General features: G+C 65.3%; 15 protein-coding genes. 12 read left to right on the top strand and 3 right to left on the bottom strand.

The window, feature by feature from the left end:
• The first annotated feature begins 50 nt into the window (after positions 1-50).
• From BRC58_10615 to BRC58_10585, 7 genes are all read left to right on the top strand, one after another.
• The gene (locus BRC58_10615; GenBank protein PSP16015.1) at positions 51-3149 is read left to right on the top strand and encodes a DUF3372 domain-containing protein; all 3099 of its coding nucleotides are present in this window, start codon (positions 51-53) and stop codon (positions 3147-3149) included.
• 135 nt (positions 3150-3284) lie between these two features.
• Complete coding sequence (locus BRC58_10610; protein PSP16014.1) at positions 3285-5396, top strand: hypothetical protein; 2112 nt, start codon at positions 3285-3287, stop codon at positions 5394-5396.
• Positions 5397-5419: 23 nt separating this feature from the next.
• The gene (locus BRC58_10605; protein ID PSP16013.1) at positions 5420-6592 is read left to right on the top strand and encodes a hypothetical protein; all 1173 of its coding nucleotides are present in this window, start codon (positions 5420-5422) and stop codon (positions 6590-6592) included.
• Positions 6593-6594: 2 nt separating this feature from the next.
• The gene (locus BRC58_10600; GenBank protein ID PSP16012.1) at positions 6595-8574 is read left to right on the top strand and encodes a cyclomaltodextrin glucanotransferase; all 1980 of its coding nucleotides are present in this window, start codon (positions 6595-6597) and stop codon (positions 8572-8574) included.
• 73 nt (positions 8575-8647) lie between these two features.
• A complete protein-coding gene (glmU, locus tag BRC58_10595) occupies positions 8648-10003 on the top strand; it encodes a UDP-N-acetylglucosamine diphosphorylase/glucosamine-1-phosphate N-acetyltransferase (GenBank protein ID PSP16011.1) in 1356 nt (451 codons plus the stop codon).
• 131 nt (positions 10004-10134) lie between these two features.
• Positions 10135-10365, top strand: a complete 231-nt coding sequence (locus BRC58_10590; GenBank protein PSP16010.1) for a hypothetical protein — start codon at positions 10135-10137, stop codon at positions 10363-10365.
• A 143-nt stretch (positions 10366-10508) separates the two neighbouring features.
• Positions 10509-11075, top strand: a complete 567-nt coding sequence (locus BRC58_10585; GenBank protein ID PSP16009.1) for a hypothetical protein — start codon at positions 10509-10511, stop codon at positions 11073-11075.
• Positions 11076-11081: 6 nt separating this feature from the next.
• Here the strand turns inward: BRC58_10585 and BRC58_10580 are convergent, their stop codons facing one another.
• Entirely contained in the window at positions 11082-12287 is a 1206-nt protein-coding gene (locus BRC58_10580) for a nickel pincer cofactor biosynthesis protein LarC (protein PSP16008.1), read from the bottom strand.
• A 577-nt stretch (positions 12288-12864) separates the two neighbouring features.
• Between BRC58_10580 and BRC58_10575 the strand changes: the two genes are divergently transcribed.
• Genes BRC58_10575 through BRC58_10560 form a run of 4 tightly spaced genes read left to right on the top strand, consistent with a single transcriptional unit; the run spans position 12865 to position 16544 of the window.
• The gene (locus BRC58_10575) at positions 12865-13089 is read left to right on the top strand and encodes a hypothetical protein (GenBank protein PSP16007.1); all 225 of its coding nucleotides are present in this window, start codon (positions 12865-12867) and stop codon (positions 13087-13089) included.
• Positions 13090-13146: 57 nt separating this feature from the next.
• Positions 13147-14583 (top strand): protoporphyrinogen oxidase, encoded by a 1437-nt coding sequence (gene hemG / locus BRC58_10570; GenBank protein PSP16006.1) that lies wholly within the window; start codon positions 13147-13149, stop codon positions 14581-14583.
• Positions 14583-15179, top strand: a complete 597-nt coding sequence (locus BRC58_10565) for an aminoacyl-tRNA hydrolase (GenBank protein PSP16005.1) — start codon at positions 14583-14585, stop codon at positions 15177-15179. Before hemG ends, BRC58_10565 begins: the two co-directional genes overlap by 1 nt.
• 9 nt (positions 15180-15188) lie before the next feature.
• A complete protein-coding gene (locus tag BRC58_10560; GenBank protein ID PSP16004.1) occupies positions 15189-16544 on the top strand; it encodes a UDP-N-acetylmuramoyl-tripeptide--D-alanyl-D-alanine ligase in 1356 nt (451 codons plus the stop codon).
• On the opposite strand, the gene BRC58_10555 is transcribed toward BRC58_10560, so the two are convergent.
• Both BRC58_10555 and BRC58_10550 read right to left on the bottom strand, forming a co-directional pair.
• Positions 16541-16828, bottom strand: coding sequence for a metal-binding protein (locus BRC58_10555; GenBank protein PSP16003.1), 288 nt, complete (start codon positions 16826-16828; stop codon positions 16541-16543). The genes BRC58_10560 and BRC58_10555 overlap by 4 nt on opposite strands.
• A 4-nt stretch (positions 16829-16832) precedes the next feature.
• Positions 16833-17150, bottom strand: a complete 318-nt coding sequence (locus BRC58_10550) for a Clp protease ClpS (GenBank protein PSP16002.1) — start codon at positions 17148-17150, stop codon at positions 16833-16835.
• 135 nt (positions 17151-17285) lie between these two features.
• On the opposite strand from BRC58_10550, the gene pcrA reads away from it, so the two are divergent.
• Complete coding sequence (gene pcrA / locus BRC58_10545) at positions 17286-19613, top strand: DNA helicase PcrA (protein ID PSP16001.1); 2328 nt, start codon at positions 17286-17288, stop codon at positions 19611-19613.
• The last annotated feature ends 3 nt before the right edge of the window (positions 19614-19616 follow it).

Here is a 19616-nt window from a genome sequence, read left to right as displayed (position 1 = left end):
GGTAGGATTGGCTGCTATCGCCGCCGAGGCAGCAACGATCCCAGCTACGCATGCAACGCTCGCTTTTAATGGTTTTTTTGGCCCCCATCTTGGGGGGTTTAACTTGCTTGATGGCCCCGCTGCTCCTGGCGGGCCCTGCCGCGGCTGCGCCGCTGCAGTCCCAACTTTGGGTGGGCAACATGTCCCCAGCCGGCAACAGCCAGGTCGAAATTGCCGATGGCAGCGAGCTGGTCGTCCATACGCAATTCTTTCGGCCTGGCGCAACCGAACCGGTGGGCCGCGGCAACAACGTCAGCTGTACCGTCCACTGGAGTCCAGTGGAGCGCTTTGGCGGCCTCTGGGCAGCGCGCCGCCAAACCACCATGCACTACGACGGCGACATTGGCAACAACGACGAGTACGTTGCCCGGCTGTCGCTAGGAACCGGACTCTACGAATTCACCACCAGCTGCCACGATCGCACCACCGGCCAGCGCAGCTGGCAGCAGCAAGGCAACGGCTACGTTAAAGTCACGCCGTTCCCCGAGGGCCCCAGCGATCGGCGCGCCTTTTGGCTGGAGGAGGCTGTGCTGGCCTGGAACAACAGCCAGGGCTGCATCTACGAGCTGCACTACGACCGCGGCGGCGATCTGGACGTACCGGTCAAAAGTGGCTCGGGCATTCCGCTCAATCTCAACGGCCCCATTGACGGCGATCGCTACCCCAAATTCCCCAACGCAGACGGCTACGACGCGTGGCACCTGACCCAGTCCGTGCTGGCGATCGTGCCGCGCATGCTGCAGGGCGAGCTGGCCATTGCCGCCTACAACCGCAGCGGCGAGCTCGTCGATACCACCGGCTTGCAAACCCAAGGCGTCATTGATGACCTGTTCGGCTATCGCGGTCAGCTCGGGGTCAGCTACAACGGCGATGTCCCCACGCTGCGGCTCTGGGCCCCCACCGCGCGTTCGGTGACGCTGCACCGCTTTCGCGGGCCGCAGGCCAATCGCGCCATCGAGACCCCCATGGACTACGACCCCAGCACTGGGGTCTGGCAGCTCACCGGCGAGCCCGACTGGGACCGGCAGTACTACCTCTACGAGGTCGAGGTTTATGTCCCCAGTACCGGCCGCATCGAGCGCAACTTCGTCACCGATCCCTACGCGGCCAACCTGTCGCAAAACAGCCAGCGCAGCCAGATCGTCGATCTCTACGGCGATCCGCGCCTCAAACCTGACGGCTGGGATGCGCTGGTGAAACCAGCGCTGGAAGCGCCTGAGGACATGGCCGTCTACGAGGCGCACGTGCGTGATTTTAGCCGCGACGATCCCACTGTGGCCCCCGAGCACCGCGGCAAGTTCGTCGCCTTTGGCTACGACGGCCGAAACGGCCGCCCTGGCCCCTCAAACGGCATGCGGCACCTGCAGAACCTGTCCCAGGCGGGCTTGACCCACCTGCACCTGATGCCGGCGGCCGACTTTAGCTCGGTCAACGAGGACCCCAGCGCGCGCACCGACCCCAACTACGCGCAGCTCGCTCGCTTCCCGCGCGACTCCGAACAGCAGCAAGCGCAGATGGCGGTCATTCGATATAACGACAGCTTCAACTGGGGCTACGATCCCTACCACTACGGCGTTCCCGAAGGTAGCTACGCCACCGATGCCAACGGCGCCGCCCGCATTCGCGAGTTCCGCCGGATGGTGCAGGTGCTGAGCCAGAACGGGCTACGCACGGTGATGGATGTGGTCTACAACCACACCTTCGCTCACAAGCAGTACCCCGAGTCTGTGCTCGACAAGATCGTGCCGGGCTATTACTACCGCGCCACCGATCGCGGCGAACGCCACACCAGCAGCTGCTGCCCCGATACAGCCACCGAGTTCGACATGATGCGCAAGCTCATGGTGGACACGCTGGTGCGCTGGGCTAAAGCCTACAAGGTAGATGGGTTCCGCTTCGATTTAATGAACCTGCATACCGTGGACGACGTGGTGGCGGCCCGGCAGGCGCTGCAGGCGCTAACGCCTGCCCAGGATGGGGTTGACGGTAGCGATATCTACCTCTACGGCGAAGGTTGGGATTTTGGCTCGGCCCAGGCCAAAGGGCTCGAGCACGCCAACCAGTACAACGTCGCCGGCACGGGCATTGGGACCTTTGATGACAAGCTCCGCGATGCCGCCCACGGCGGCTCTGGCGATACCCGCCGCCAGGGCTTTATCAACGGCCGCTCCTACGACTGGAACGGCCACTACTACCCCGATCGCTTTCGCAGCGACCTGCAGGATCTGACGGACCGGCTGCGGATCGCCCTAGCCGGCAGCCTGCAGGACCACGCCATCACGGATCGCCGCGATCGCACCGTCACCGGCCTGGCGCTGGATGGGGTGGGCTATGCCCGCGACCCACAAGAGACCGTCAACTACGTCTCCAAGCACGACAACGAGACGCTATTCGATCTCAACGCCTTCAAACTGCCGCGCGGCCACAACGACACGGCCGTGACTTCCATGGCCGAGCGCGTGCGCGCCCAGAACTTGGGGCTGGATCTGGTGGCCTTTGCCCAGGGGGTACCGTTTTTCCACTTGGGCGCCGACATGCTGCGGTCCAAATCGCTCGATCGCAACAGCTACGACTCCGGGGATTGGTTCAACCGCCTCAACTTTCGCTACGAGGGCAACCAGTTCGGCAGCGGCTTGCCCCCTGCCTGGAACAATCGCGATCGCTGGGACATTGCGGCCCCGCTGCTGGCCGATCCGGCCCTGGATCCCGATAGCGGCGATGTCCGAGCCAGCGTCGAGCACCTGCAGGACGTGCTGCGCATCCGCCAGAGTTCGCCGCTGTTTCGCCTGCGCACCGCCGAGGCGATTCAAAAGCGCGTCCGGTTTCACAACACCGGCTCCCGGCAGCGAGACGCGCTGATTGCCATGTCGATCAGCGATGCCCCCGAGCCCGATCGCGATCCCGAGCGCGAGGCGGTTGTGGTGCTGATCAACGCCCACAAGTTCTCGCGCCGCATTGCGCTCCCGGCCTTTGCCGGGCGATCGCTGAAGCTGCATCCGGTGCAAGCCCAGGCCGAGGGCGATCTCGTCGCGCAAGCGCGCTTTGAGTCCGAGGGCGGCACCTTCGAGATCCCCTCGCGAACCACCGCCGTGTTCGTGGCGCCGCAGTAGTGGCGCTTGCCAGTGCCCGCCAAACTGCCAAAATGGCCCCAAGCGGTGTCATGATGGAGCGTTAGCTTCTGCTTCCGCTCGCGGGCGGCAAGATGCCCCGTTTGCCCGCCCGGCAACGATAGCCGTTGCGCGTTTATGGTCGGGTTTTTCCAGCAGCTGCAGACAGCGCTCTCGCGCTCTCCGCGAGCGCCCACCGAGCCGGCCGAGCGATGGTGCCCGCGCTATCAACCCACGCGCCTGTCCCACGTCACCCAGATTTATGCGGACGGCAAGGTGGACCTGCAGCTGATGGTCTATCTGCCCCAGCGCTTTAGCCCGGCCGCGCCGGATCTGGCCGAACCGCAGCCACTGGAGCAGTGGTGCGTCCAGGTCAAAGTCGGCGATGGCAACTGGCAAACACTGGAGCGTCCCGCTAGCGGGAGCGCTTATTGGTCGCTGGCGCTAGAGCGCCTCGCCCCCCAAACGCCGCTCTGGTTTCGCTATCGCGATACGGCCGGCGAGTGGCAGCCCCTGGCGCCGCTTAATGCCCTGGAGAACCTCTACGGCACCATCTATGTGCCCAAGCTGGCTTACCAGTGGCAGACCGGCCTGTCCCAACTGGAGCACGCCAGCGTGCTGATGGAGACCACCTTGGAAGGGTTGCTGGCCGGTTACAAGGGCGGTCGCTTCGCGCCGCAGGCCATCGAGGAGCTGCTGCAGGGGGCGATCGCCGATCGCCTGCTCCAAACCGACATTCCCGGCCAGCTGGCGGAGTGGGGCATTGACGAGCTCATGGTACCAGTGTCGTCCTCGGTGGCTGATCGCACCCAGCTGGATCCGCGCTTCAACTACCTGACCTACAACGCCGTCGATCTGGACTGGCAGATCGGGCACGCCAATGCCTTCATGCAGCTGGTGGACCGCTTCCATGCCTGCGGCATCCGCATCGTGCCGGATTTGATTTTTACCCACCAAGTGCGCGCGCCCTTTCCCGGATCGCTGGATGGCGTCGCGCGCTCGGACGGCGAAGCGCTGTTTGTCGATCGCCAGGCCTATCTGTTCCGGGATTACGGCACCTGGATGTTCCAACTCGGCGATCCCGAGGTGCGGCGCCAGTTGGTGGAAAAAATCGTAGCCTTTGCGGTCAACCACCGCCTCAAGCTCATCCGCATCGACTATGTGGATGGGCTGGTTTTGCAGTACGCCAACCGGGACCAGAACTTTGCTGAAACCTTCATCCGCGAGCTGCGCGCGGAGCTGGACCGCGCTGCCCCCGATCTGATCGCGCTGGGCGAAACGTTTGAGGTGGCGGGCAACCCAGCGGTGAGCGAGCTGATCGACGCGTTCTATGCCCCCATTGGGTTTTCCATCGTCGAGGAGCTCTACAAGCCGCCCGAGAAGCGCGAGCGGCCGCGCCACCCCAACGTCGAGACCTTAGTGGCCGAGCTCAATCAGGCCGCCAACTTGCAATACCCGCAAGCCTGCTATGCGCAGCTGCACGATGAGACCTGGTACGACCAGCACATCGTGCGGGGGCGTCCCTACGTGCCCTGGGCCTACGGCGGCAATCCCGCCGAGCTAGCCAAGCGGCAGGGCGAGTCCCTGGTACGCATGGGCGAGCTTACCGGGGGCGAGTTGCTGGACTACGTCCGCCGCAAGGTGCGCAATGCCGAAGCCCTGACCATGTTTTCGGCCAAGCTGCGCTACATGTTCGTACCGAGTGTGGACTCGCTGGCGCTAGGCTGCTACGACGAGGGACGCAACTGGCAGGTGAGCTGGGCTGGCGTCGCCCCCGAGCAGATGGCGTACTGGCAGGAGTGGGGGCTCTCGGCAGCCGAGATCGAGCGCGTTCACCGGCAGCACCGTACCGACATGGCGCAGCTGCGCAACATCTTCCGCCGCTATACCAAAACGCGCGAGAACACCTTCCAGTCCTTCGTTCAGCCCGGGATTTACCACTGCAATGCCGAGAGCTCGCTGCTGGGGGTGTTCCGCTACAGCCACGTTCGGGCCGATGAGTCCCTGATCGCGCTGTTTAACTTTGGCCCCCACACCTTTGCCGGCAGCACGCCCTACGAGCTACCCGTCCCAGAAGGGTTTAGCGGGCAGTGGACGGTACTGTTCGATGGCGATGGCGCCGAGTCGGCCCAGGCCTACACCCCCGGGACCGTGCTCGAGACCGCCAGCGGCCGCTACGCCAACGTCGCCAACGTGCTGCCGCTGCGCGTTGGAGCCATGAGCCTGCTCGTGCTGCGCTATTGTTACTAGATTTGCAGAACTTGCCAGGTGAGATGCCTATTGGGTGGGAGTTCGTTGCCCAAGTTCCCAGCTCCTCTGCGCTCAGCTACGGCTCGAGCAAGCTGTTCCAAATCGTGATTCCGCTGGCGACCGTCGCCTTTTTCCAGGAGCTGCTGTTCCGCCGCCGGCTCATCCCGCGCGCCGCCCGCTGGCTCAGCCCGGGGCTATCGGCGGCGGCTGATGCACGTTTGGGGCGCTACCAGACCGTCGCCAACCGCACTCTGGGCCTAATGAGCTGGAAGATCGGCTGCGATCTGGGCTTTTTCTTGATTGCCACTGGCATCGGGCCTTGGGAGCGCGCCTTTACCTGGGCGGGGCTGATTCCCTACACCATCGTGCAGTATCTGTTTTATTACCTCATCGGGCAGCGCATGATCCTGGAAGGCCGGCGCCACCCCTTCCAGCCCGATGCCAGCGGCCCTAACTATCCCACGCGGCGCCCCTCGCAGGGGAAGCAGCTCTTGGCCAAGTTCTTCCACGAGAGCATGAACCAGACCGACTACAACGTGCCGCTGCGGCAGGTCATCCTCAAGCCGTTGGTGGACTACGGCGGCATCGTACTGAGTTGGTCCATCTACAGCAGCGGCTTGCTGTTTCTGCAGTCGGGCGAGATCAATTTCCAGCCCCTGTTTAACTTCTTTTTCCTCAAGATCTTGGCCTTCTATAGCGTCAACGTTTTTGGGTTCATCTTGGGCTACAACTTGGCCGAGTCGGCGTACGAGCAGCTGATCCGCGCTGAGGAGCGTGCCGATGGCTGGGCGCGCCAGCAACAAGCCACCGGCGATCCCCATCCGCTGGCCCGGCGCTGGAACGCGTTCAAAGCGCGCTGGCGGCGCTTTCAATGCGTCCGGCTCAACCGGGTGCTGCCGCTGCTCGAGCGCTACAACCTTAACTGGCGGTGGCTGCTGACCTCGGCCGGCGGGATTGCCTTTATTGTGGCCATTGCCCTCGATTGGGCCGGCCTAATCTTTAGCACCTACGATCGCGCCGAACATTGGGCCTTTGCCCAGCAGGGCGAGCTGGATCGCACGCACCTGAGCCAGGTGGAACAAACCAGCGCCGCCCGACCGCGCGCAGCCAGCACCTCCCAGGAGCTGCTCGAGCAATTTCCCCAGCGCTGGGACGCCCTGTTCCTGCGCGATGGAAGCAACGTTGCAACGCGATAGCCATGCCCCGCTGCCTGCACTGCGCCCTTGTCGCAATTTTGCTGTTGAGCGCGATCGGCTTGGGGGGGCTGCTCGGGGGCGACCCCGCACGCGCCCAGGCAGCTGCCAGCCCGCGCACCAAGGGCAACCTGGAAAACGACGTCCTCTACTACATCATCGTCGATCGCTTTTTCGACGCCAATTCCGCCAACAACCTGCCCGAGTCGGCCTTTCCGCTCTCGCCGGAGCTGGATGAGTCAACGCGGCAGTACAACCGGCTCAATCGGCTGCTGCTGCGCCAGACCTACGATCCCAGCCATCGCTACATGGGGCTGTACTGGGGCGGCGATTTGGAAGGCGTCATCCGCAAGCTCGATTACCTCCAAGATTTGGGCGTGACCAAGATCGTGCTCTCGCCCATCCAAGACAATGCCAACGGCCTGATTTACTACCCGCAATCCAGTCACTACCTGCACCAGGACGCGCAAAGCGATCTGGACCAAGCCGACGGGCTCTACGCGCACGCCTCAGCCCCGTTCCACGGCTACTGGACTAAAGACTGGTTCGAGATCGACGAGCACTTTCGCAACACCCACGGCCGTGATCGCTTTGACGTGCTGCGCCGCCTGCTCGATGAAGCCGGTCGGCGCGGCATTGGCGTCATCCTGGATCTGACGCTCAACCACACCTCGCCCTATCCCGAGTTCCGCACGCCACCGGCTTTTGAACCCGACTCGATCGGGTTTTGGTTTGCCGATAACGGCAGCGTTTACCGCCACGGCGAGCGGGTGGCCCAGTACTGGGACCCGGCCACCCAAACCGCCGATCCCCAGGACTGGTTCCATCCCTTCCAGCCCATCGACACCAGCCGCCCCGACAAAGAAAACATCCAAAAAGGATGGCTGCCGGGCGGCTTGCCCGATCTCGACCACGACAAGCCGGCCGTGGCGCAGTACCTGCTGGATGCAGTCGAGTTTTGGCTGACCTTTAATGAGGGCGGCGAGCAAGTGGCCGGTTTCCGCTTGGATGCGGTCAAGCACGTCAACGCCGATTTTTGGCGCACCTTGGAGCAGCGGGTGCTGGCGATCGATCCCTCGGCGGTGCTCATCGGCGAGTTCTTTGGCGGCGGCTACCGCGAGCCCGCCAGCATCGACTGGATCGCCGAGACCGAGCACTACACCCAGTTCGACTTTGACTTGAGCTTGGCAGCGCGCCGCTTTTTTGCCGGCGAGCGCCACTGGGATGGCCGCACCTTCATGCTGCGCGAGGTCACCCTGGGGCGCCAGGGCCAGCGCTACAACGAAAGCGCCCTGCAGCGCTTTTTCCACTGGCTGCTCGATCCGGCGCGCACCCTGGATGTGCCGCGACGCTCGCTCGATCGCATCCCCAATCGCGAAGCCCGCGGCTGGGTGACGTTTCTAGAAAACCACGACGAGCCGCGGCTCAAGACCAAATACCCCCACATGAGCGAGCGCGCCTACGCCAGCGCCATCGAGTTCTTGTTTGCCGCGCGCGGGGTTCCCATGATCATGTACGGCGCCGAAACTGCCCTGGCCGTGCCCTACCACCCCGATCACGAGGGATTGTTCGGGATGGGCGGCGATCCCTTCAACCGCCCCATAATGATCTGGCCGGGCTCGCCGGGCTGGAGCGCCAAGCTCCACCGAACCACGCGCCGGATGGCCCAGCTGCGCCAGCAGCATCCGGTCCTGCGCTACGGCGAGACGCGCTTTTTATTCCCCGAGCGCGCCCGGGCTAACGAGGACATTTTCATGGTGCGCGAGCCGCAGTCGGCGCCCGAGGAATTGCCCAGCAGGGATTCGATCCTCTACGCCTACTCCACCCATGGCGGCCGGTTTGAGCTGCCGCTCGCGGGCGAGGGCATTGCCACCTGCCAGAACGTAGCAACGGGGGACCAGACTCCCATCCGCCAGGGCACGGTGTCCCTCGAGCTGCAGCCCGAGACCTCCAAGGTATTTGTCTTGCACCGCGAGGAGACCTGAGCTGCCGGGCGTTGCCGGCACCTGCCTGAAGCGGTATACTCGCTTCGGAATTGGCAGGATTTGAGTCGAAGCCATGGTAGCGGTAGCCGTTTTGGCAGCCGGGCGCGGCACGCGCATGCGATCTGAGCACCCGAAAGTTTTGCACTCGCTGAGCGGGCGCTCGATGGTCGAGCGCGTGCTGGATAGCTGCGAACCGCTCCAGCCGGAGCGATGCTTTGCGATCGTAGGCTACGGTGCCGATCGCGTCCGGCAGGCGCTGCAGGCCTGGGAGGGTGTTGAGTTCGTCGAGCAGGCGCAGCAGCTGGGGACCGGCCACGCCCTCCGGCAGCTCGAGCCGCACTTAACCGATTTCGACGGCGACTTGCTGGTGCTCAACGGCGACGTACCGCTGCTGCGGCCCGAGACGCTACAGCGGCTGCTGCAGGTGCACCAGCGCCAGCAAAACGCCGCAACGCTCCTAACCGTACGCTTACCCGATCCCAGCGGCTACGGCCGCGTTTTCTGCGACGAGGGCGGGATCGTGCGCGCGATCGTTGAAGATAAAGACTGCACGCCCGAGCAAAAAGCCACCGATCGCATCAACGCTGGTATCTACTGCTTTAGCTGGCGGCAGCTCGCCCCAGTGCTGCCGAAACTCTCGGCCGACAACGCCAAGCAAGAGTACTACCTGACCGAGGCCATCGACTTTCTCCAGCCCGTAATGGCCGTCGATGCCAGCGATCCCGACGAGATCGCTGGCATCAATGATCGCGCCCAGCTCGCAGCCGCCAACGACAGCCTGCAGGCGCGCATCAAGCAGGCGTGGATGGCAGCCGGCGTCACCATGGTGGATCCCGCCAGCATCACCATCGATGAGACCGTCCGGCTCCAGCCTGATGTCGTCCTCGAGCCCCAGACGCACCTGCGCGGCCACTGCGCCATTGGTGCCGGCAGCCGCATCGGCCCGGGCACCTGGATCGACAACAGCCACATTGGGGAGGGCGCCACGGTTTGGCATTCCACCATCCGCGACAGCACAATCGCCGAAGGCGCTCAAATCGGCCCTTACGCCCACGTGCGCGGCCGAACCCAGCTAGCCGCCGGGTGCCGGGTGGGTAACTTTGTCGAGATCAAAAACACCCAGGTGGGAGCCAATGCCAACGTCGCCCATTTGAGTTATTTGGGCGATGCCACGCTGGGCCGAGCCGTCAACGTTGGTGCCGGCACGATTGTGGCCAACTACGATGGCCGGCAAAAGCACGCCAGCCACATTGGCGATAGCACCAAAACAGGGGCTAACAGCGTGCTGGTGGCGCCTGTGGCGCTGGGCGATGGCGTCACCGTCGGAGCTGGCTCTGTAGTAACCGACGACGTGCCCCATCAAGCGCTCGTCGTTGCCCGGGCGCGCCAGGTCGTGAAAGAAAACTGGCAGCCCGAGCAAAATCCCTAGCGGGCTCTTGACGGTAGTGAGCCCATCCCACTAGGCTTTTGGGGACTCGAGTGAGGAGCCAGCAAGCTTGCGCTTGCAGCTGCTCGCTTTGAGGCACGAACGAAAACTAAGGAGCATTCACTGTGACGAAATTGCTGAACGCACTGCGCCTGCGCCAACTGTCCCTGGTGCTGCTAGCAGGTGCCATCCTGACGCTGGGCGCTGCCTGCCAGCAGGGTGGTCCTGGTGGCGGTACCGACGGCGGTGCTGGAACCGGCAATGGCGAAATGCAAGAAGAAGAGAGCATGGAAGGTGAAGGCACCGGCTCTGGCGACATGGAAGGTGGCGGTTCCACCGGTTCCGGTGAGTCGGGTGGCGGCTAGCGAACTCTAGGGGCTAGCTAGTTTACCGCCCCGATCGCGGCCGGCCGCGGTCGGGGTTGCGCCCGCTGCTAGCGGTTTCTGGCTCGGCCCTGGGGCCGGGCATCCCTAATTCAATCCCCCATAGGCGATCGCGGAGGCAGATGATGATGGCGTGGTTCGCGCGAGTCCGACAAGCCCTAGCGCTGGCCTGCAGCGCTGCTTTGTTACTGGTAACGACCGCCTGCGGTGGCGGTGTTGAGGCAACAGACCCCGAGGCTACAGCTCCCGAAGTTGAAGAGGCCCCCGAGCAAGTCCCGCAGGAGCTATCGGAGCAGGAGGCAGTCGAATCCGAACCGGCCCCGCAAGATGAAGGAGAAGCTGCCGAGCCGGAAGCGCCGGCCGAGCCGGCTGAAGCGGCAGACGGAGCGGAAGAACCTGAAGAAGCGGCAGCGCCCGAGGAAGGCGAAGCAGCCCAGTTTGAAGAAGAACAAGCCGCCCCGGCTGAAGGCGGCGAAACCGCCCAGGCCGAAGGCGATGCAGCCGATGAGGGCGGCGAACCGGCAGCTTCTCCCGAGGAGGCTGAGGCTAACGGTGCCGAAGCCGGCATGGCCGACAGTGGCGAAGCCGAGGCTGAAGGGGCCCCCGAGGAAATGGCTGACGGCATGGCAGCCGAGCCCGAGGATGCTGAGGCTGAGGAAGCCGACCAGGGGGTCGAGGCCGAGCAGGGCTAGCTTCGGCTAGCTGGTTTGCTGCACCTTCCATGCCTCAATCGCCATCTGGTGCACGACGTGCCAAGGGCAGTCGTGGGTGCGGGCCAGTTGGGCGCAGTCTTCGTACTCGGGCTGGATGCCCAGCGGCGCCTGTGAGGCGGCATCGCTGCGGAAGGCAACCTTGACGCGCACTGGCCCCAGCGGCGTCTCCACGCGCCGGATCGCGCGCGGTAGCGCAGTGCGCACCTGCTGGCTGTGCCGCACGCCCAAGGTGGTTGTCTCGCGGAACAGCACGGCCTCGCAGTCCGCAGCCCGCTCGGGCGGGCACACCACCGTGAGCAGGATGCCGTTGCGGCTTTTTTTCATGCCGATGGCCTGGGTAAACACATCCGCTGCCCCGGTGCCAAACAGGGCCTCGGTGGTGTAAGCGATCGCCTGCGGGCTAAGGTCATCCAGCTGCGTCTCGAGTACGGCGATGGGCTCTTGGGCTGCGCTGCCCCGGGATGCGGCATCGCCCAACCAGAGCCGCAAGAGGTTAGGGATGGCTAGCTCGCGGGAACCGGCGCCCAGGCCCACCTGCCAGGGTGTCATGGCCGGTAAGGGACCAAAGCGCTCGGCGAGCGCGACGGCAAGGGCAGCCCCGGTGGGGGTGACCAGCTCCTGCGCGATGCCGTTGCTATAGACCGGGACGCGGTACGCGGCCCACAAGTGCGCTACAGCCGGCACCGGAACAGGCAGCTCGCCGTGCGCGGCGCGGACGGTGCCGCCACCGGTGGGGAGCGCCGAGCAGGCAATCTGCTCGATGCCCAACCAATCTAGGCCCAAGCACGTACCGACAACATCGGCGATCGCATCGGCTGCGCCTGCTTCATGGAACGTGACGCGCTCGGGGGCCACACCGTGAACGGCCCCCTCGGCTTGGGCGAGCGCTCGGAACGCTTGCTGGCTCCAGCGTGCGGCTCGCTCGGGCAATGGTGCTGCTTGCAAAAGGGCCGCGATTGCAGCCCAATCCCGTTCGTGCGTTTCCGCCTTGCCGACAGCGACCGTAACCTGGGTGGCGGCCTGCCCGCGGGCATGCGTCGTTTCGGCTCGCAGTTGCGGCGCCGCTGCCAGATTGAGCTGGCGCAACTGCGCGTTCAGATACCCCAGGGGCACGCCCGCATCGACGAGCGCCCCCAGGCACATGTCGCCGGCAATGCCGCTGGGGCAATCGAAGTAGGCCAACCGGGGCATGGCGAGACGGGCCGAGCAGCATCCCAGATTCCAGTAACTGCCCCAAGACTGGCACTGTCAACCGCGCAATCCCGCAAACGATCGAGCTCGCACGCACCCGGCGCGCGCCGCGTTCGCAATTCTTAGCGTTTGGCTGGACGCTGCAGGCGTTGGGGTTCAACCGCACCAGGGCAGCCTTCCGCCCGCTCGGATCGGGCCTGCCCCCAACGGCGATGCGGCTGTACTGAGCGGCGCTGCTGCCCGGCCGAGGCTGCGATCGCCGCACTGGCGCCTCAGTGCCCCTAGGTACGGAGTTTTAATTAAGATACGTAACAAAAATGCGGGCTCAACCCCCATGACGCCGTTGGACGCACCTCAATCGCGCCCCAAGCTTAAAATTTTTAAGCATTGACAACCCCACCCCGTCGCGGATGAGAATAGTTCGACCCATTGGCAACCCGCTCGTCTGAGCGCGAGCGCACCGGCTGGCAGATCGCCCGGCACGGGGGCATATTGGCTTTTGCCGAGCGGACGCGTCACGGCGCTATCCCGCGTGCGGGGTGCCGAGGCAAGCGCGACTGAGGCAACCAAGGTCATCATGAGTACCACTGTCAGCATCCTGGCCGAAATTCCGGAGGACCTGTACCACTCGCTCCAAAACTATTTGGAGGCCCAGCCCAACTGGGATCAAAACCGCGTTTTTGCTGCCGCGCTGTCGCTGTTTCTGCTCCAGAATGGCAACCGCCAAGCCGGCCAAACGGCCGAGAACTACCGGGCCTGCGCCGAGACCTATTTGGAAGCGCTGTTTCGCGAGGGCAACTGAGCTTGGGCCGGCGGCAATGGCTTACGATTGCCCTAGACGGCACCCGGAGGAACGCCCGTGCTGGATGCGTTAGTCGTGGGCGCTGGCATCAGCGGTTTGAGCTTGGGGCGCACCCTGCAGCAGCAGCAGCACTCGCTGCTCGTGGCCGAGCGCCAACCCCAGGTTGGGGGCAACATTACCACCAGCAGCACTGGCGAGTTTTTGTGGGAGGAAGGGCCCAACAGCTTCTCGCCGGCGCGAGAGCTGCTTGAGCTTGCCGTCGATGCTGGCCTGCGCGAGGAGCTCGTGCTGGCCGACCGACAGCTGCCGCGCTACATCTACTGGCGGGGGCGACTGCAGCCGGTGCCCATGCGCCCTTCGGCCGCGCTCAAAACGCAGCTGCTGAGCCCTAGCGGCAAGCTGCGAGCGCTGGCCGGGGCGCTGGGATTTGTCCCCCCGGCGGTGGGCGAGGCGGTATCGCAGCAAGGCGGCGAGGAAACGGTCGCGCAGTTTTTCCAACGCCATCTGGGGCGCGAGGTTACCGAGCGTTTGGTCGCCCCGTTCGTCTCGGGCGTTTACGCCGGCGACGTCCGCCAGTTGAGCGCCCAGGCCGCCTTCCGGCGCGTCACGCAGCTCGCCGATCGCGGCGGCGGCCTGCTCCCCGGAGCGCTTCTGGGGCGGCAGGCGGCCCCGCAACGCCCGGCTACCAGCCAGACGCAGCTCCCCCAAACCCAAAGTGGGGAGCTGGGCTCGTTCCGCACGGGCTTGCAGGCGCTTCCCAACGCCATTGCCGAGCGCTTGGGGGATGCCCTGCGCTGCAACTGGGCGCTATCGCAGCTGCAGCGCACCGAGCGCGACAGCTATTTGGCCACCTTCCAAACGCCCCAGGGGCCGCAGCAGGTTGAGGCGCGTGCGGTGGTGCTCACCACCCCAGCCTATACCAGCGCCGAGCTATTGCGCCCGCTGCACGCCCGCGCCAGCCAGCGGCTGGCTGCCATTCCCTACCCGCCGGTGGCTAGCGTGGTGCTGGCCTACCCGCAGCAGGCGTTGGGCGGGGCCCTGCGCGGCTTTGGCAACCTCAACCCGCGCGGTCAAGGCATTCGCACCCTGGGCACGATTTGGTCGTCGGCGCTGTTTGCCGGCCGCGCGCCGGCTGGTTGGGAAATCCTGACTAGCTTTATTGGGGGCGCCACTGACCCTGAAATCGCTCGCCTGGATGAAGATCGCATCGTGCAAGCCGTCCACGCCGATTTGCGCCAGGTCCTGCTGGCGCGCTACGTGGCACCCAAGGTGCTGGCCGTGCGGCTCTGGCACCGCGCCATTCCGCAGTACGCCATCGGCCACCAGGCCCAAATGCAAGCCCTCGAAGCCGAGCTAGCCGAGCTGCCGGGGCTGTTTCTGTGCAGCAACTACCTCGATGGGGTCTCGCTGGGCGATTGCATCCGCCGCGGCTTCGAGCGGGCGCACACGGTTTCGCACTACTTGCAAGCGCCTGCGGCAGCTCCAGCGGCCTGATGCCAGCTGAAGGTCCCATCCAGCTCATTGTCGGGTTGGGCAATCCCGGCCCCCGGTACGCGCGAACGCGCCACAACATTGGCTTTGAGGCTGCCGATGCGCTCGCGCGCGCCTGGCAAGCCCAGTGGCGCCACAGCCGCCGCTTCAAAGGTGAGTGGACCGAGCTACCGCTGGGCGAGTGCAAGTTGCGCTTGCTCAAGCCGCACACCTACATGAACCGCTCCGGCGAAGCCATACGCGCGGCCCTGGATTGGTACAAGCTGGCACCGCAGACCGTTTTGCCCATCTACGACGACATGGATTTGTCCGTGGGGCACCTGCGGCTGCGCCCGGCCGGCTCGGCGGGCAGCCACAACGGCATGAAATCGGCGATCGCCCATTTGGGCACGCAACAGTTCCCGCGCCTGCGCTTGGGCATCGGTTCCCCCAGCCCCGGGCAAGACAGCGTGGCCTACGTCCTGGGGCGCTTCTCGCCCCAGGAAATCCCGCGCATGCGCCAAGTCCTCGATCGAACGGTGGCGCTGGTGGAGCTCGCGCTCGAGCGGGGCTTGGAGCCCGCCATGAGCCGCTACAATGGTCCTGTTGCCGACGCCTAGGCCCAGCCCATGGCCTGCCAGCTCTCGCTGCAACAGCTCAGCGCCATCCTGGGGACCGCGCCCGAGCGCTTCGATCCCGATGCGATCGCTACCGGCGTCACCACCGATACCCGCCAGCTGCGCGGGGGCGAGCTCTTTATCGCACTGACCGGCCAGCGCTTCGACGGGCACGCCTTTCTCGCCCAAGCGGCGCAGCGCGGTGCTGTAGCGGCCGTCGTCGCGCGGCCTGTCTCAGTGGAGCTGCCGCAGTTTTGCGTGGGCAATACGCTCGCGGCCTATCAGACGCTCGCCCGCTGGTGGCGCGATCGCTTTGCCATCCCCGTCATCGGCATTACCGGCTCGGTGGGCAAAACCACCACCAAAGAGCTGCTGGTCGCAGCGCTGGCCCAGCACGGCACCGTGCTCAAAACCGCTGGCAATGACAACAACGAAATTGGGGTCCCCAAAACGCTGCTAGCCCTAGACAAGCACCACGAGTTCGCGGTCATCGAGATGGCGATGCGCGGGCGCGGCGAAATTGCGCAGCTGGCGCGGATCGCGCGCCCCACGGTTGGCACCATCATCAACGTGGGCACCGCGCACATCGGGCGCTTGGGCTCTGAGGCCGCCATTGCCGAGGCTAAATGCGAGCTGCTGGCGCAGCTGTCGCCGCAGCAAGGCTTGGCCGTTCTCAATCAGGACAATGCTCGCCTGATGGCGACCGCTGCCCGGGTGTGGCAGGGCCCGACGCTCACCTACGGCCTGGAAGGCGGCGATGTCTGCGGCACCCTGGTTGCGGGCGACGAGGCGATCGCGGTGGACGGCCGGCAGTTTCCGCTACCGCTGCCGGGGCGCCACAATGCCCGCAATTATTTGGCTGCGCTGGCCGTCCTGCGCGGTTTGGGGTTGGACTGGCAGCCGCTGGCAGCGGGCCTATCCGTGGATTTGCCCGGCGGGCGAGCGCAGCGCTACCAGCTCCCCGGCGATATCATCCTGCTCGATGAGACCTACAACGCCGGGGTGGAGTCCATGGTGGCGGCCCTGCAGCTGCTGCGGGACACCCCTGGGCAGCGCCGCATTGCCGTGCTGGGGCGCATGGCGGAGCTGGGCGAGCGGGGGCCTCAGCTGCACGCGCGCGTGGGCGAGGCCGCTAGCGAGCTGGGACTGGACGCGCTGCTGGTGCTGGCCGACGGAGCCGAGGCGCGCAACTTGGCAGCAGCCGCGGGCGGCGTTGCCACCGAATGCTGGCCGGACCGGCAATCACTGCTCGAGCGCCTGCAAGGGCTGCTCCAGCCTGGTGATCGGGTTTTGCTCAAGGCCTCCCACTCGGTGGGGTTGGGGGAAGTGGTGGCGGCGCTGCGCCAGCCGGCCGACTCGCATCGCTAACGCGCGATCGCGCGCGCGATCGCCGCTTGCAAGCCCTCGCGGCTCAGCTCGGTTACGATAAAAACTTCCTGAACGCTTTTGCCGTTGCGCGCGATCGCCTTGAAACCGCCGTGGATGGGGACCGAGACCTTTAGCTGCAGCTTGGGGCGGTGCCCTTTGGCGCAGCCGAGCTCGCCCGGGGTTACGGTCCGCACTCCCTCGCAAGCCGCCAGCCGCTTGAGCACGGGGACTAACTCCGACAGGTGCGTGGAGTGGTTCCAGACAATGCGGCCGCCCTCCCCCATGGGATCAAGCTTCCTCCAGCGGCGCCATGGTCAGGCCTTCGCGGCGAAGCTGTTGGTGGTAGAGCTCGGCCGCCTCTTTGGGCCCCACCCAGACGATCGCCTGGCCTTCGTAGTGGACTTGCTCGGTCAGCTCCCAGGCGCGATCGCCGGTCATGCCGGGAATGTATTTCTGCAGGCAGTTGGCGACGTGCTGGAAGGTGTTGACGTCGTCATCGAGCACGATCACTTTGCAGTTGGGATAGGGCTGGCGCTCGGTCGCGCGCTGCTGGGCCGGCAGGGCCGGCGCCGTAGCGGTTTGGTGGGAACTCGCCCAAACGACCATGTCTCCCCCTGGCAAACGCCGCGTGCATCCCATTCAGTAAGGTATTTTAATGCAGCGGCAGCCGGCTTTTGCTGGTTGGGCCCGCTGCGGCAGCGATAAGCTTGAGTCGAACTGCCGGCGACCGCCCGCGCTCCCATGGCAACCGCTCTGGATTTTCTCCACCAGCTCAACCCGGCCCAGCGCCTTGCGGTCGAGCACTACTGCGGCCCCCTGCTGGTCGTTGCCGGGGCTGGATCGGGCAAAACGCGGGCGCTGACCTATCGCATCGCGCACCTGATCCTGGCCCACCAGGTCCAGCCCGAGACCATCCTGGCGGTCACCTTTACCAACAAGGCGGCGCGGGAGATGAAAGGGCGCATCGAGGGCATCTTTGCCCAATACCTAGCCCAGCAAGCGCACGGTCAGCCGCTGGAGAGCCTGTCCGAGGGCGAGCAAACGCGGCTGCAGTCGCGCGCGTACAAAACTTATACCAAGCCGCTCTGGATCGGCACCTTCCACAGCCTGTTCGCGCGGCTGCTGCGCTTTGACATCGACAAGTACCGCGACGAGCGCGACCGGCAGTGGCGCCGCAACTTCACCATCTACGACGAATCGGACGCCCAGGGCCTAGTCAAAAGCATCGTTACCAAGGAACTCAACCTGGACGAGAAGCAGTTCAACCCGCGCAGCGTCCGCTACGCCATTGGCAACGCCAAAAACCGCGGCCTCTCTCCTCACGAGCTGGAGCGGGAGCAAGCCAACTACCGGGGGCGGACCATCGCCGAGGTCTACAGCGCCTACCAGGCGCAGCTTGCGGCCAACAACGCCCTGGATTTCGACGACCTCATCTTGGTGCCGGCGCGCCTGTTCCAGCAGAACGAATCCGTGCTGGGCTACTGGCACCGGCAATTCCGCCACATCCTAGTCGACGAGTATCAAGACACCAACCGCATTCAGTACCAGCTCATCTCCCAGCTCGCCACCAACGGCGAGCCTGATCGGTGCGCGTGGGACTGGCGCGATCGCTCCCTGTTTGCCGTGGGCGATGCTGATCAATCCATCTACTCGTTCCGCATGGCCGATTTCACCATCCTGCTGGATTTCCAACAGGACTTTGGCGACGGGCTGCCGGACCAAGACACCCGCACCATGGTCAAGCTGGAGCAAAATTACCGCTCCCGCGCCCACATCCTGCAGCTGGCCAATGGCTTGATCGCGCACAACACCGAGCGCATCGACAAAGCCCTGCGCCCCACGCGCGAGCCGGGCGAGCGCATCGACTGCTACCGGGGGGATAACGAGCTCGCCGAGGCCCGCTTCGTGCGCGATCGCATCCTGGCGTGGGTGCAGCGCTACCCTGAGCTGGATTGGGGCGACTTTGCCGTGCTCTACCGCACCAACGCGCAATCGCGCGCGCTGGAGGAAGCGCTGCGCAACGACATCCCCTACACCATCATTGGCGGGCTCAAATTCTACGACCGCAAAGAGATCAAAGACCTGCTGGCCTACCTGCGCGTGCTGGTCAACCCGGCCGATACGATCGGCCTGCTGCGCATCATCAACACGCCCCGGCGCGGCATCGGCCAGACCACAGTGGATGGCTTGGTGGGCGCGGCCCAGGAGCTGGACGTGCCGCTGTGGGAGATCCTCAAAGACAAAACCGCCACCGATACAGTGGCCGGCCGCTCGGCCAAGGCCGTGCAGCGCTTCGCCGCGCTGATCGCGCGCTGGCAAGCCCAGCTGCAAGCCCAGTCCGCGACCCAGATCCTGCAGGGGATCGCCAACGAATCGGGCTACGTCGCCGAGCTGCAAAAGCAGGGGACCGACGAGGCAGCCAACCGCCTGGAAAATATTAAAGAGCTATCCAGCGCCATGGTCCAGTTCGCCGAGGAAAGCGGCGATGGCAGCCTGGAGGCCTTTTTGGCCAACGCCGCGCTGGCCTCGGATCTGGACAATTTGGCCCAGCAGCGGGCCGTGTCGCTGATGACGCTGCACGCGGCCAAGGGGTTGGAGTTCCCGATCGTGTTTTTGGTGGGGCTGGAGCAGGGGCTGTTCCCCCACGCGCGCACTCTCGACGACCCGGCAGCGCTGGAGGAAGAGCGCCGCCTCTGCTACGTGGGGCTCACGCGCGCCCAGGAGCAGCTGTGCCTGACCCACGCCCAAGAGCGCCGGCTTTGGGGATCGCGCGAGCCGGCGGTGCCGTCGCAGTTTTTGCAAGAGCTGCCCGAGGAGCTGCTGGCCGACCATACTGAGCCGGTTGCCGCGCCGCGCCCGCACCGCGATCGCATTGCCGCTGCCACCTCGCGCCGCAACGATGCCCAGGTCTGGGACGTTGGCGATCGCATCTACCACCCCAAATTCGGCCGCGGCGAAATCACCCACGTCCTGGGCTCGGGGGCCAAAACCACCCTGGCGGTCAAATTCCCGGGCCAGGGCAAAAAGATCCTCGACCCGCGCGTGGCGCCGCTGGAGCGCGCGGATTAGGGC

This window comes from Cyanobacteria bacterium QS_8_64_29, from assembly GCA_003022125.1.
Classification (GTDB): domain Bacteria; phylum Cyanobacteriota; class Cyanobacteriia; order Cyanobacteriales; family Rubidibacteraceae; genus QS-8-64-29.
This window is presented reverse-complemented; position numbering and strand designations above follow the sequence as displayed.

Excerpts from the sequence above, each read along its gene's own strand:
- BRC58_10615 (PSP16015.1), top strand. The coding sequence starts at position 51 with ATGCAACGCTCGCTTTTAATGGTTTTTTTGGCCCCCATCTTGGGGGGT.
- BRC58_10610 (PSP16014.1), top strand. The coding sequence starts at position 3,285 with ATGGTCGGGTTTTTCCAGCAGCTGCAGACAGCGCTCTCGCGCTCTCCG.
- BRC58_10605 (PSP16013.1), top strand. The coding sequence starts at position 5,420 with ATGCCTATTGGGTGGGAGTTCGTTGCCCAAGTTCCCAGCTCCTCTGCG.
- BRC58_10600 (PSP16012.1), top strand. The coding sequence starts at position 6,595 with ATGCCCCGCTGCCTGCACTGCGCCCTTGTCGCAATTTTGCTGTTGAGC.
- glmU (PSP16011.1), top strand. The coding sequence starts at position 8,648 with ATGGTAGCGGTAGCCGTTTTGGCAGCCGGGCGCGGCACGCGCATGCGA.
- BRC58_10585 (PSP16009.1), top strand. The coding sequence starts at position 10,509 with ATGATGGCGTGGTTCGCGCGAGTCCGACAAGCCCTAGCGCTGGCCTGC.
- BRC58_10580 (PSP16008.1), bottom strand. The coding sequence starts at position 12,287 with ATGCCCCGGTTGGCCTACTTCGATTGCCCCAGCGGCATTGCCGGCGAC.
- BRC58_10575 (PSP16007.1), top strand. The coding sequence starts at position 12,865 with ATGAGTACCACTGTCAGCATCCTGGCCGAAATTCCGGAGGACCTGTAC.
- BRC58_10565 (PSP16005.1), top strand. The coding sequence starts at position 14,583 with ATGCCAGCTGAAGGTCCCATCCAGCTCATTGTCGGGTTGGGCAATCCC.
- BRC58_10560 (PSP16004.1), top strand. The coding sequence starts at position 15,189 with ATGGCCTGCCAGCTCTCGCTGCAACAGCTCAGCGCCATCCTGGGGACC.
- BRC58_10555 (PSP16003.1), bottom strand. The coding sequence starts at position 16,828 with ATGGGGGAGGGCGGCCGCATTGTCTGGAACCACTCCACGCACCTGTCG.
- BRC58_10550 (PSP16002.1), bottom strand. The coding sequence starts at position 17,150 with ATGGTCGTTTGGGCGAGTTCCCACCAAACCGCTACGGCGCCGGCCCTG.
- pcrA (PSP16001.1), top strand. The coding sequence starts at position 17,286 with ATGGCAACCGCTCTGGATTTTCTCCACCAGCTCAACCCGGCCCAGCGC.